13 protein-coding genes are annotated in these 12,713 nt (G+C 70.0%); 8 read left to right on the plus strand and 5 right to left on the minus strand.

All coding sequences use genetic code 11. From position 1 onward, the window contains the following. The first annotated feature begins 3 nt into the window (after window positions 1-3). The 5 genes from POL67_RS06465 (at window position 4) to POL67_RS06485 (ending at window position 6,390) form a co-directional block, all read left to right on the plus strand. Window positions 4-795, plus strand: a complete 792-nt coding sequence (locus POL67_RS06465; RefSeq protein ID WP_271916195.1) for an acyl-CoA thioesterase — start codon at window positions 4-6, stop codon at window positions 793-795. Window positions 796-907: 112 nt separating this feature from the next. Continuing rightward, window positions 908-2,299, plus strand: a complete 1,392-nt coding sequence (locus POL67_RS06470; RefSeq protein ID WP_136933669.1) for a Stp1/IreP family PP2C-type Ser/Thr phosphatase — start codon at window positions 908-910, stop codon at window positions 2,297-2,299. 98 nt (window positions 2,300-2,397) lie between these two features. Next, the gene (locus POL67_RS06475) at window positions 2,398-3,981 is read left to right on the plus strand and encodes a hypothetical protein (RefSeq protein WP_271916196.1); all 1,584 of its coding nucleotides are present in this window, start codon (window positions 2,398-2,400) and stop codon (window positions 3,979-3,981) included. 11 nt (window positions 3,982-3,992) lie between these two features. Then, window positions 3,993-5,399, plus strand: a complete 1,407-nt coding sequence (locus POL67_RS06480; protein WP_271916197.1) for a hypothetical protein — start codon at window positions 3,993-3,995, stop codon at window positions 5,397-5,399. A gap of 43 nt (window positions 5,400-5,442) precedes the next feature. Further along, window positions 5,443-6,390 carry an RluA family pseudouridine synthase gene (locus POL67_RS06485; RefSeq protein WP_271916198.1) on the plus strand — a complete coding sequence of 316 codons (948 nt, stop codon included), beginning with the start codon at window positions 5,443-5,445 and terminating at the stop codon, window positions 6,388-6,390. A 10-nt stretch (window positions 6,391-6,400) separates the two neighbouring features. On the opposite strand, the gene POL67_RS06490 is transcribed toward POL67_RS06485, so the two are convergent. The 5 genes from POL67_RS06490 to POL67_RS06510 all read right to left on the minus strand — a co-directional run bounded on the left by POL67_RS06490 (window position 6,401) and on the right by POL67_RS06510 (window position 10,441). Then, window positions 6,401-6,916, minus strand: a complete 516-nt coding sequence (locus POL67_RS06490) for a hypothetical protein (RefSeq protein WP_271916200.1) — start codon at window positions 6,914-6,916, stop codon at window positions 6,401-6,403. Between the two features lie 37 nt (window positions 6,917-6,953). Beyond that, window positions 6,954-8,816 carry a hypothetical protein gene (locus POL67_RS06495; protein ID WP_271916201.1) on the minus strand — a complete coding sequence of 621 codons (1,863 nt, stop codon included), beginning with the start codon at window positions 8,814-8,816 and terminating at the stop codon, window positions 6,954-6,956. Window positions 8,817-8,870: 54 nt separating this feature from the next. Further along, a complete protein-coding gene (locus POL67_RS06500) occupies window positions 8,871-9,212 on the minus strand; it encodes an SPW repeat domain-containing protein (RefSeq protein ID WP_271916202.1) in 342 nt (113 codons plus the stop codon). Between the two features lie 30 nt (window positions 9,213-9,242). Further along, complete coding sequence (locus POL67_RS06505) at window positions 9,243-9,446, minus strand: hypothetical protein (RefSeq protein ID WP_153823764.1); 204 nt, start codon at window positions 9,444-9,446, stop codon at window positions 9,243-9,245. Between the two features lie 116 nt (window positions 9,447-9,562). Next, window positions 9,563-10,441, minus strand: coding sequence for a Rieske (2Fe-2S) protein (locus POL67_RS06510; protein WP_271916203.1), 879 nt, complete (start codon window positions 10,439-10,441; stop codon window positions 9,563-9,565). A 169-nt stretch (window positions 10,442-10,610) separates the two neighbouring features. On the opposite strand from POL67_RS06510, the gene POL67_RS06515 reads away from it, so the two are divergent. The 3 genes from POL67_RS06515 to POL67_RS06525 all read left to right on the plus strand — a co-directional run bounded on the left by POL67_RS06515 (window position 10,611) and on the right by POL67_RS06525 (window position 12,708). After that, window positions 10,611-11,273, plus strand: a complete 663-nt coding sequence (locus POL67_RS06515) for a hypothetical protein (RefSeq protein WP_271916204.1) — start codon at window positions 10,611-10,613, stop codon at window positions 11,271-11,273. Continuing rightward, on the plus strand, window positions 11,270-11,677 hold the full coding sequence (locus POL67_RS06520) for a hypothetical protein (RefSeq protein WP_271916205.1): 408 nt from the start codon (window positions 11,270-11,272) through the stop codon (window positions 11,675-11,677). Before POL67_RS06515 ends, POL67_RS06520 begins: the two co-directional genes overlap by 4 nt. Window positions 11,678-11,868: 191 nt before the next feature. Beyond that, window positions 11,869-12,708, plus strand: a complete 840-nt coding sequence (locus POL67_RS06525; RefSeq protein ID WP_271916206.1) for an STAS domain-containing protein — start codon at window positions 11,869-11,871, stop codon at window positions 12,706-12,708. The last annotated feature ends 5 nt before the right edge of the window (window positions 12,709-12,713 follow it).

The raw sequence follows: 12,713 nt of genomic DNA on the forward strand, positions 1-12,713 counted from the left end.
CCCATGGTTGATTTCGTCGCTCTTACGACCCCGCGCCCCGTCACTCCGGGCCGATTCTCGCTCGACGTCCCGGATGGCTGGCAGCAGGGGCGCGGCGCATTCGGAGGGTTTTCCCTTGCTGTGCTCGTGCGAGCCCTCGAATCGACGGAAGACGTCGCGGAGAGGCCGCTGCGCTCGCTGACGGCCGAGCTCTGCGGCCCGCTGCTCCCCGGCCCCGCGGAGATTTCGGTGGAGGTCCTGCGCCGCGGTTCTGGCCAGACGACCGTGGCGGCGCGTGTGGTGCAAGAAGGCGCCGTCATCTCGCACGCCGTCGGCATTCTCGCGCGAGCGCGGGCCGATACCACGACGCACCGCGAGATCCCGCCGCCCCGGCTCACGCCGTGGAAGGACGTCGCGCCCATGGCGTCGCAGGAATGGCCGACGTTCGCGAAGTTTTTCGAGTATCGCGTGACGGGCCCATTTCCTTTTTCGGGCCATTCGTCGCCGGTCACGGAGAACTGGGTGCGGCTTCGTCCTCCGTGCCCGACGCTCGACGCGGCGTATCTCACGGCGCTCGCGGACGCGACCTGGCCCGCGTCGTTTTCGGTCTGGACCGAGCCGCGCCCCGTCGGCACCGTCTCGTTCACCCTCCAGCTCTTTCCGCCGTTCGACGGCGTGGCTGCCGACGCGCCGCTGCTTCACCGCGGCCAGGTGCTCGTCGCGGCGGATGGATACAGCGTCGAACAACGGCAGCTCTGGACCGAAGACGGCCGTCTCCTCGCGCTGAACCACCAGACCATCGCAACCATTCGTTGACGTTGGGCGTGGCGACGCCGGGGCCTGGGTGGCGGATGGCCCCTCACCACGCCTCGGGCGAACGGGGCAGGGGGTGGTAGGCGCTCGACTCCCCGTGGTAGCCTCGCGTTCGATGGCGCTGTCCGAAAATATCCAGTTCTACGCCGCGACGGACGTAGGCCGCGTACGTGACCACAACGAGGACAACTTCCTCGTGGACAAGAAGCTCGCGCTCTCCATCGTCGCGGATGGCATGGGCGGGCATGCGGCCGGCGAGGTGGCGAGCGCGCTCGCGGTGCGGATCATCCATGAGGAGGTCAAGAAGCACAAGGACGTCGTCGAGAAGTACGCGCGCGAGGGCGTGAGCGGTCGGGCAGGCGCCAAGGAGATCCTCGCGATGCTGGAGCTCGCCGTGCAGCGAGCCTGCGCGAAGATCCACGACGAGGCGAAGCAGGACGCGAACAAACGCGGCATGGGCACGACGCTGTCGGCCCTCCTGATCGTGGCCTCGCACGGCTTCATCGCGCACGTCGGCGACAGCCGCATCTACCTCCTGCGCGGCGGGAAGGTGCAGCAAATCACCGAAGATCACACGGTCTACAACGAGCTCATCAAGCGCGGAAAGCTCACGCGGGACCAGATCGAAAAGGTCGCGCAGAAGAACGCGATCACGCGCGCCGTCGGCGTCTACGAGCGGGTCGAGGTCGACACGCTGACGATCGAGGTGCTGCCCGGCGACCAGTTCCTGCTCGCCTCTGACGGCCTGCATGGATACATCGCGCACACCGCGGAGCTCGAGCCGTACTTCGAGGAGGCGGATGGCGAGACGGCGACGCGTGAGCTCATCGATCTCGCGAACAGGAAGGGCGGCAAGGACAACATCACCGCGATCCTGGTTCGCCTCGGCGCCGGCGACAAACAGGACGACAACCGCGCGCGGCGGCTGCACCTCAAGCGCGAGGTGCTCGCGAAGATGCCGCTCTTCTCGCGCCTGTCCGAGCGCGAGATGCTCCGGATCATGCAGGTCGCGGACGTGGTCTCGTACGACGTCGATCAGATCGTCGTGCAGGAGGGAGATCGCGGCGACGAGCTCTTCATCGTGCTCTCGGGACAAGTGCGCATCAGCCGCGGCGAGACGGTGCTGAACGAGTTCGGCCCCGGCGAGCACTTCGGCGAGATGGCGCTGATCCGCGCCGCGCCGCGATCGGCGACGGTGACCGCGATCGAGCCGAGTGAGCTCATCGTGCTGCACCGCAACGACTTCTTCGAGATCCTGCGCAAGGAGCACGAGCTCGCGGTGAAGCTGCTCTGGCAGTTCCTCGGCGTGCTCGCCGACCGGCTCGATCAGACCTCGCGTGATCTCAGCTCGGCGCGCGAGGAGCTCAACGCCGAGGACATCACGGACGCGATCTTCCCGGACGAGGTCGAGCCGGGGGAGGACGACGCGCCCGTGACCGAGCCGCGGCCCCGCGACAGCTACCTCCCCGAGCCCCCCTCGGATCAATCGCCCCCTGTCGGGGCCTGAGAAAAGCCGCGCCGTCGCGGGCATACGGGTTTCCTGGTAGTTCCAATTGACACGTTCGCCCCAGCGCCGGTAGCGTCCGTCCAACGGAAAGGTCTGCCATGGAAGGCGCAACGTTCTGCGATCGCAAGGGCAATGGCTTTCGCCTCAGGCGGCGAAGCCTGGGATTGCCTGTCTCGCTCGCCCTCGTGGCGGGGCTTCTTTCGTCGCTCGTGACGACCGGCGCGCTCGCGGACGAACCGCATAGCGCCACCGAGCCGCGCGTGATGCAGGAGCCCGGCGAAGTGGTGAACGTGATCGACGCCTTCGACGACGGCGATCCGTTCGACATCGCGATCAGCCTGGGCTTCCAGTACTCGACGAAGAGCGCAAAGATCCAGCGCGAGACGAACATCTTCGGGCCGGGCCTCACGTCGGGCGGGTTCACCTCGAACCTGCTCAACGTGGCCAGCTACAGCGAGCAGACGTCGCGCCTCATCCCGCGCGTCGACATCGGCCTCTACAAGGATCTCGCGCTCTACTTCCGCACGCCGATCATCCTGAACAACTCGCGCGAGCTCACGGACCTCGACGGCAGCTCCAACGTGCAGAACGTGGTGCTCGCGGGCGCGCCGGGCGAGCAGCTCTTCGGGCTGCCGTTCACCTCGCCCGAGCGCAGCGGCCTCGAGTACCTCGCGGTCGGTATCGACACGAGCGCGTTCATGAACCAGGCGCGTGATCGCACGAAGCCCACGCTGCTCTTCGGCGTCGAGGGTCGCTTCGCGCTCGGCACGCCCATGCACGCGTGCAACCCCAACGCGCCTTCGGGGCAGGTGCAGTGCGCGCACCCGTCGGACATCAACCGCAACGGGCAGTCGGACCTGGCGAACGAGGGCGTCGGCATCGGCGAGCGAGACGCGGGCGTCACGCGCGGCACGATCGGGCTCGAGGTGCACACGCTCGTCTCGAAGCGCATCAAGTACCTGGAGCCGTACGGCGGCTTCTCCGCGCTCTTCGAGTTCCAACAGCAGGACTCGGACTACGGCTTCACGGACCTCGAGGGCTCGCTCGTGAACCGTCCGCCGATCCGCGGCACGATGACGCTCGGGCTCCAGATCATCCCGTGGGAGAACCGTGAGAAGTTCGGCCGGCTCACCTTCGATCTACGCGCGCAGGGCACGTACACGTCGGAGGGCCGCGACTACTCGGAGATCTTCGACGCGCTCGGATCGAGCAGCGCGAACTCGATGCGCCAGCCGCAGTGGGCGAAGTACCGGCGCAACCCGGCCTACGACGCGAACGCGCCGGCGGGCATGCGGCAGCCGATCTCGATCATCGACGAGGGCTCGCAGAAGACGTACGTCACGGGTCTGACCGACGTGCAGCAGTACGCGTCGATCCGCGGGCAGGCGTCGGTGACGTGGCAAGCGAGCGAGTACGTGAAGTTCAACTTGGGCTTCGGCTTCACGCACGATCAGAAGCACGGGATCACCGGGGATCAGCCGTGCAACCCGACGTTCAAGGATGACATCGGGCAGTCGGGCCCGTGCAAGAGCGGCAACGAGCTGAACGTCGGCGAGTTCGTCTCCGCCACGGGTATTCCGAACCCGAACTATCGTCCCACGATCAACGCGGTCGGGAGGCGGTTCTGGGTGAGCGACAGCAACACCTTCGACGTCTTCGCGAGCGGCGTGGTGATGTTCTGAAACGCAGCCGCGTGGCTCGGCTCCTGGTGGTCCTCGCGGCGCTCGGCGCCGCGCGCACTGCCTCGGCCGAGGCCCCGCGGACGAACGGCACGACGAGCGCGAGCGCGGATGCCTCGCGCAACTCCGCCGTCTTGTTTCCCACGAAGATCTCACGTCGGCCGGTGAACGCGGACGAGGCGAGCGAAGGCGCGGAGCTCGTGCCGATCGCGGGCCAGCTCGACGCGCTGCTCGCAGACGCGGCGCAGGATCTCGGGCTCGTGCTGGATCTCGATCAGCGCGGCGCAGCGCCCGACGAGGCCGAGCTCGTGGCGCTGGCGAGCACGCTCGGCGGTACGTTGATCGTGCCGAGCGTGCGCGCGCGGAACGGCGAGATCGAGCTCAGGATCGTGCTCGTGGAGGCGTCGTCGCCCGAGCTTCGCGTGCGGATCGAGCGTGCGAGCCCAGCGGATCTTTCCGTGCGCGCGGTCGTGATGTTGCGGGATCTCGTGACGGGGCTCCGCTCGATGCCGGCGCGTCGACCCGAGCCGCGGCACGCGCCCGAGGGGACGCTGACGTACCCTGCGAGGAGCGCGGGCCGCACGGCGCTCGCGGTGAACGCGACGCTCTTCGGGGGGCTGCTCGGGTACTCGATCCAGCGTGCGAGCGGGTCGGAGGATCCGCGGCTGTTGTATCCGTTGCTCGCGGTGGGCGCGGGAGGCGGGCTGGTCACGTCGATCCTCGTCGCGGAGGAGTGGGACGTGGGCGTGGGACCCGCGTGGTTCCTCGCGTCGGGCGTGTGGTGGCCGTCGATCGCGGGGCACATGATCTACGCGGGCCGGTTCGGCGCGTCGGGGGGCGAGGGCGAGCAATGGACCGCGGGGCTCGTGGCGGGCATGACAGGGCTCACGCTGTCGACGCTGGGGCTCGCGCTGCGCGGCATGTCGGAGGGCGGGGCGCTCCTCGCGCACACGGGCGGCGGGCTCGGGCTCGTGCTCGGGGGCGTGACGGAGGCGCTCGTGCGGGGCAACGTGGACAGCTTCCCGATCACGGGGATGGGCTACGGCGCGGGGCTCGGCTGGCTCGGGGCGGCGGCGCTCGCGGTGCACTGGCGGCCCCCTGCGAACCGGGTGGTGGGGATGGATCTCGGGGCGCTGCTTGGCGGGCTCGGCGGCGCGGCGCTTGGCAGCCCGCTCCTGCTCGACGGGCCGACGGAGACGCAGCAGCGGGCCTGGGTGGGGATGATCGGCGGCATGGCGCTCGCAGGGGGCGCGATCGGGTGGTTCATGACGAAGCCGAAGGCGGAGGCTTCGAAGCCCGGCAAGCAGGCGCACGGCGAGGCCCCGGGGACGCTGCCGGTGTTCGGGGTGATCGGGCAGAGCCAGGTGGGAGAGCGGCGCGCGCCCGTCGTGGGGCTATCGTGGAGCGGGACGTTGCGGTAGAGCAGCGATCGTTCGTCGCGGGCGACGGACATCACGGAAGACCATGAAGATCACGGTGAACGAGGCGCAGGCAGGGGTTCGTTTGGACAAGCTCCTGCTCGAGGTGATGCCGACGCTCGGGCGAGCGGGGGCGAAGCGGCTGTTCGAGGCCGGCAAGGTCCGCCTGCACGAGGGCGGAGGCGAGCGCGGGCGCAGGGTGGCGAAGGGGGACGTGGCGCGCGCGGGGGACGTGGTCTCGGTCGAGCTCGATCCAACGTCGCTCTCGGGCGGGGCGCTGCCGGACGCGGAGGCGGCGCTCGCCGTGGTGTTCGAGACGCGCCAGGTGGTCGTTTTGGACAAACCGGCCGGTCAACCGACGGCGCCGCTCGAGCCGGGCGAGCGGGGCACGCTGGCGAATGCGCTCGTGGCGCGGTACCCGGAGTGCGCGGGGATTGGCTTTTCGACGCGGGAGCCGGGGCTTTGCCATCGGCTGGACACGGAGACGAGCGGGCTCGTGCTGGCGGCGCGGACGCGGGAGGCGTTCGAGGTGCTGACGGGGGCGATCAAGGAGGAGCGCCTCGACAAACGATATTTGCTCGTCTGCGCGGCGAAGGACCTGCCGGAGACGGGGACGATCGAGATTCCGCTGGCGCCGCACCCGAAGGATCGGCGTCGGGTGTATCCATGCGTGCACCCGCGCGACGTGGAGCGTTATTCGCCGCGGCCGGCGCACACGACGTACAAGAAGCTGTCCGAGCGAGGCGAATGGGCGCTCGTGGAGGCGCGCGCAGGCAAGGCGTCGCGGCACCAGATCCGGGCGCATTTCGCGGCGATCGGGCATCCGCTGGCGGGGGACACGCTTTACGGCGGAGAGAGCGTGCCGGGGCTCGCGCGGCACGCGCTGCACGCGTCGCGGATCGCGTGGGGCGGGGACGCGAAGGTGCCGGCGTTCACGGCGAGCTCGCCGTTGCCGGGCGACATTGCGGCGATCGTGGGGGAAGAGGGCGGTTGATGCAGGCCTTTCAAAGGCCCTTCGGCCGCGGGACCTCTTTCTCCCGCTTCCGGATCCGCGCCGCCACCTGCTCCGCGGCCGCCGTCATCTCCTGCGTCGAAATCCCCGCATTGCGCGGCTTCGGCATTCCGTAACCGACCTCGTACATCTCCGTCTGGATCGGCGGCGGCGGTTTGCCCGTTCCTTTCGGGCCGATTCCCACCGAGAAGAAGATCTCGCCTTTTTGCAGCTCCACCCAGACGACGGATTCGCTCGTCGGGTAGAAGTTCACCACCTTCCACCCATTCACCTCATTCCCCACCGTCAGCCCGTCGAGCAATGCGACGAGCGTCGGATCGGGCGGCGCAGGGGCCGGGCCAAAAGGCTCGGCAGGCGCGGGCGCGTCGGCGTTCGCTCCGACTGCGGGGGAGGCCGGCGTGTTCGGGTCGCTCTGCGCGGCCACCAGGAACCCGAGGATCCCGAGGAGCAACGCGGCGGCGGCGATCCGGGCGAACAGGCGGGGGGTTTTTTCGGCAGGGGCGGTCACGGGCGCCCTCGAAGCAAGCGGGAAAACCTGCCCGGCGTCAAGCCGCTCGGCCATCCTCGGAGGCTGTGATGACCTGGGCCGACCGCCGAATGCCCGAGCGCTCCTCGGCCGCCTTGCGACCTTCGCGCAGCAGGCCCACGAGCCGCGTGACGAGGTCCGCCGTCATCCACGCCGTCGGCAAGCGCGGGACCAGGGTGATCGCGCGCTCCGTCGGGCGCTTGCCGCGCTGCGATCGGCCTTGCTGCGCGACCGCCTCGATCGCCTCTTCGCACGTTGTCCCCGACGTCACGCGGAGCAGCACCTCCGGCGAGCGCAACGTCGAGCCCGCGGCCGGCGTGAGCACCACGCCGACTTCGAGCCCCGCAAACCCCGGGAGTGGCGCGCGCGGGACCACGGCGAGCCGCAGCTCGTCGGCCTTCGCGCTGCCCTCGGGCACCCGGATGCGCGGGACGATGCGGACCTCTTCGCCGGCCTTTTTCGTCGCTTTGCGGACGCGCTTCGCGACGTCGCGCAGGAGCGGCGCGGCCGAGGCGACCGGATCGGGCGGCAATTCCGCGAGCCGGCCCGTGCAGAAGAGCGCGAGCAGGGCCACTGCGTCGTAGGCGAAGAGCTCGGCGTGGTACATCGACGTGCGCGAGACGAACCACACGGCCCCGCCGAGGAGCAGCAGGCCGAGCGCGAAGAGGGCCTTTCCGGCGCGGGTGGAGACGTCGAGCAGGCCCGCTTGCGCGGAGGGGCGCGCGGCGCGAGCGAAGGCCTCTTCCTCGGAGACGGGGAGCCATGTGCCCGGGCCGCGCAGCGAGGACGCGCGGATCCAGCGCGGGGCCCGGAACGCGGCGAACGCCGAGGCGAGCGCGACGAGGAGTGCGCCCGCCGTGCCCGTGGGCAAGGTGAGCTGCAAGGCGAGGCCTCCGACGAGCGCGAGGCCCGCGCCCGTCGCGCGCACGAAGAGCGGGGCCGGGATCAAGGGGCGTGGCTCGGCGCCGGCCGCGCGCGCGGCGCGCTCGACCTCGCGGGTCTTCCAGGCGACGAGCAGGGCATACAGGACAAACGCGAGGCCTCCGCCGAGGAGCACGAACGTGCGGCGATCCGGGGCGAGCGCCGCGGGGCCCGGGGACACGACCGTGGTCGGCTCGGCGCGCGGCGTGGTGGCTTCGAGGGCACGGGCGTCGAAACGGACGAGCCACGTGACGGGCTCGCCTTTGGGCGCGTACGGCCGCAAGAGTTCGAGCTCGTCGCGGCCCGTGGCGCGGCGAACGGTGGACAGGACCGAGGGAGGCGCGGCGGATTCGCTCGCGGGATCGGCGGCGACGCCGGCCTCGTCGGGGCGCGGCTCGGTCGGGCCGGCGGGCAGGACGAACGTGGCGCGCGCCGAGTCGAAGCCGTCTTCCCACGTGAGCCCGGTCCAGCGGAGGCGGGCCATCGAGCCGTCGCGCTGGACGAGGCCGCGGCGGAAGAGCTCGGTGCGGTACCGGACGAACACCACGAAGACGCCCCGCGACAAACCCTTGTCCGAGTCGAAGCGGATGCGCATGGCCGAGGGGTTTGGCTGGCCGTCGTCGCGCGGGCGGCTCGGCGGCGGCAGCATTTCCGTGGTGACGGGCGCGGCCGAGGCGAGTGAGTTCGTGGCGGCGTCGCGGCCTGGGACGACGTAGCCGTCGGGCTCGGGCACGGCGTCGGCGTCGATGCCTTTCAGGTCGATCGACTTGAGCGGCCCGCCGGAGACGCGCAGGGTGATCTTGTGCTCGACGCGGGCCGAGCCGTCCTTGTTCACGTCGACGCGGACGTCGTCGCCCGCGACGTGCACGTCGACCCAGGCCAGCGCGGGCGCCGACCGCGTGACGAGGCCGAGGACGAGGCCAGAGGCCACGAGCCAGGGCCGGGCGACACGAATGGACATGGCCGAGACCTCCCACGGGGCGAGGTCCCGGGCCAAGTTTCAGGTGGGGTCGGGTCAGCTCAGGTCGCCCGGCCCCGCGGTCGTGTGGGTGCTCGTGATGGAGCGGCTCGGGATGAACGCGAAGACCGCGACGGCGATGCCGACCACGATGTCGTTCGCCACGGCGTTTCGGCCGAAGTACCCGAGGACGAACGGCGCGATGATCAGCCACGCGCCGAGCACGACGTTCACGAACCGGGCCTTCGGCGCCCAGAGCGCGACGATTGCCGAGGCCGCGATCAGGATGCCGAGCAGGCGGTCATTGTTCACGGCGTAGGCATCGACGTATCCGAGCAGCGCCGGGGCGATGAGCAGCCAGATACCCAGTGCGACATTGATCCATCGGGGCCATGTCATGGTGTTCTCCTCCTCCTCGGGCGATGGGTGTCACGCGGCGTGCCGCTTCTCGGCCTCCTGCTCGTGCCGCATTCCCTGTTCGTGATACCGCCGAGCCTCGATCGCGTGCCGGAGGGCCTCGGCCTCGTTTCCGCGCTCGTGCTGCTCCGCGGCCATCCGATGGTGCACAGCAGCATTCTCGAAGTGTTCGGCGGCCTTTCGATGGTGATCGGCCACGCTTTCGGTACGGACCATTCCTTGCTCCGTGGGCGAATCGTGCCGCGAGGCGGCGTCCCCGACGTTCCGATGCAAACGAAGGCCCAGCCGCGGCGGACGAACCCGGCTGCGGCTGGGATTCTCGTGCCCGCGTTTTACGAAGCACCATTGAGGCCCGATTTGCGGACCTCGATCTGGCCGTCGCGCACGCGCGTCTCGTAATGGGGCTCCGAGTCGGTCGCGGGGCCGACCATCACCCGGCCGTCGCGGAGACGGAACTGCGAGCCGTGGCAGGTGCAGACGACGCGCTCGCCGTCGAGGCGGCCCGCGCTGAGCGAGCAGCCGAGGTGCGTGCAGGTATCGCCGATCGCGTGGACGCGGCCGTTCGCGCGGGCGAGCAGGATCGGCGCGCCCTCGGCCACGACGCGGCGGAGCTGCCCTTCGACGAGCTCGTCATTGCGCAGCACCGGCACGAAGCCGCTCGGACCGCCCTGCTCGAAGGCCCGGTGGCTCACGCCGATCCCGTAATGGTACGACATGACCCCGCCGAGCCACGCGCTGCCCATCACGATGCCGAAGCCCGTCGTCGACGCGGCGATGCCCGCCCCGCGCCGGCCGTTCTTGCGCAGGAGCAACGAGACACCGAAGAGGCCGGCCGCGATCGTGTTCAGCGCTGCGTGCACGAAGCCCACGCGCCGCGGCTTTCCGTCGAGGTAACTCCAGTCCGCGAGCCCTGCGAGCGCCGCCGCGCCCGCGGCCGCCAGCCCGAAGGCGTGCGCCGTGAATGCCGCGTCATGCAGCCCCTTTTTTCGTCGCCCGAGCCCGGCGATGTCCAGGACGACCCCCGTCGCCCACGCGCCGATCGGGAAATCGGTGAGCGCCGCGTGAAGCGGGTGCCCGAGCCACGTCCCGTCGAGCGTGGTCCGGAGCTCCGGGCGCTTCTGCAGGACCGCTTGGACCGGCCGGTGCACGGCTTCCGCGAGTGTATCGACGCTCGATCGGTTCTCGACTGCCGTCAGGAGCGACGTCGCCATCCCGTTCCCCTTTCGTGTCTCGTTGCGTGTGTCGGGGTCCTCTCCCCCGAGCACGCCTCGCTGTGCAATCGCCGCGCCGGCCATGACGTTCTTGCCCTGCCTCCCGGGCCGCCGGACCCGAGCACGATCGCGATTACGCGACGGGCATGTCCGTTGCTATCGTCGGGCCATGCCATTCCCTCGTTTTTTGCTTCCTTTCCTCGCGCTCGCGACCGGATGTGCCCAGGGCTCGTCCGGCGCGCTCGGCCAGACCGACACGACCGCGGCTTGCCCCCCGAGCGAACTCGTCTGCGCCGTCGCAGGCATCAACGCCCCCATCGCCAAGGGCGCCACTTTGCCCATCCAGGTCTCCGTCACCTCCGAGGGCGCCGCCACGCCGCCGCTCTCGTTCGTCGCGGCAAACCATGCGGTTTTCACGATCGACGACGCCCGCATCCACGCGCAGGCGCCCGGGCTCGCGTCGATGCTCATCACGATGGAGGGCGATTTGGTCGTGGATTTTCTTCACGTGTGGATCGCCGAGGCGGACGCGCTCCGTTTGCACCGCGTGACCACCGGCGGCCTTCAAACGTCGCCTTTGCCCGCCGCGATGGAGATGCTCGTGGGCGACGAGCTCACCCTCGTCGCGGCGCCGCATCGAGGCCCGCAGCGGCTGCTCGGCGAGCTCGACGCGGCGTTCGAAGCCGATCCGCAGGTGGTCTTGATGCTCGACGAAGGCGTGGCCGGCAGCCGTCGCATCGTCGCCACGGCCGCGGGTGAGACGACCGTCACCGTCAAGGCGCTCGGGATCGAGGTCGCCGTCGCGCTGACCGTGCTGGAGGTGAAGCCGTGAGCCCCCGCGCGTGCCTTTTGCTCCTTGCCGCCGCCGCGCTCGCCGCAGGCTGCGAACCCAGCATCACTGCGCTCACGATCGCGCCGCCCACGGCTGTCGCCGATGTCGACAACGTCGAGAAGGACGTCCGCCTCTCGCAGGGCATCGCGCTCGCGATCGAGTGCACCTACCAGAGCAGCCCTTGCGCGGACGCGACGGCGAGCTCGAGTGATCCCGACATCGTGCGTGTCCTGCCCGGCTTCGTGGATCTGCTCGCGCCGGGCGACGCGTATCAGCGGTACGCCACCGACGAGCCGCGCGCCGTCTTCATCTTCGTCGGAGGCAAGCCCGGCGACGCCGTCGTGACCCTCACGTCGAGCGACGGCAACACGAGCATCGACGTCAAGGTGCTCTCGCTTCCCTAATTCCTGTTCGCTCGAGGGGGCCGCGGCTTCGGCCGCTGTCCCTCGCCTTCGGCTGAATTTCCGCCCTCTGTGGACATGCTTTCCCGAGGATTCGAGAAAAGCACGGTTCCACGCGCCGCTGGCATCAGGAGGAACTTGATGCTCATGGGCATCTTCCCGTATGTAGGAGGGACGCATCGGAGACCATCGGGATGACGGACGCGACCGACGAGTCGGTAGTGGTGGAGGGGAAGCGGATCGAGCGCGTCCTGGAGGCGCTTTCGCTCGCTTCTGTCGGGGCCTTCGACGAGGCCATCGGGCTCTCCGGCGCGCTGACCGAGGATCGGTTCGGTGCGCTCGAAGAGAGTCTGCTCGTGCTGCTCCGGGAGCTCAAGCAGACCCGCGAAGAGCACGACAAGGCGATGAGCGATCTCGAAGCGTCGCGGCGCGACCTCGAGGAGCAGCTCGCCACGGTGGAGCGGCAACGCATCGCGATCCGCGAGCTCAGCGTGCCCATCATCGACGTGTGGGACGACGTGCTCACGCTGCCGCTCGTCGGCGCGATCGACAGCGCGCGCGCCTCCGAGATGACCGAGAAGCTCCTGCAGCGGATCGCCGATCGCGGCGCGGAGTACGTGATCATCGATCTGACGGGCGTCGACGTGGTCGACACGATGACGGCCGCGCACCTCGTGCGCTTGACGCACGCGGCCAAGCTGCTCGGCGCGAAATGCGTGCTGACGGGCGTGCGCCCCGACGTGGCGCGTACGCTCGTGGAGATCGGCGTCCACCTCGGCGGGCTCATGACGCTGCGCACGCTGAAGGACGGCCTGCGCGCCTGCCTCAACATGCGCGAGGCCGACCGCATCAGCCTGCGCAAGAAGCCCGGCGAAGGCGACAAGGACAAGAAGGCGCACGCCTCGAAGGACGAAGGGCAAGACCGCGCGGTGAGCCGCGGCGAGCGTCGCCAGCGGCCTCCGCGGCCCGAGGCTTCGGCCTCCCCGTCGTCGATGCCGGCGTCGATGCCGGTGTCCGAGGACGTCGGGATTTAGCCTCT

The organism is Polyangium mundeleinium (assembly GCF_028369105.1).
GTDB lineage: Bacteria > Myxococcota_A > Polyangia > Polyangiales > Polyangiaceae > Polyangium > Polyangium mundeleinium.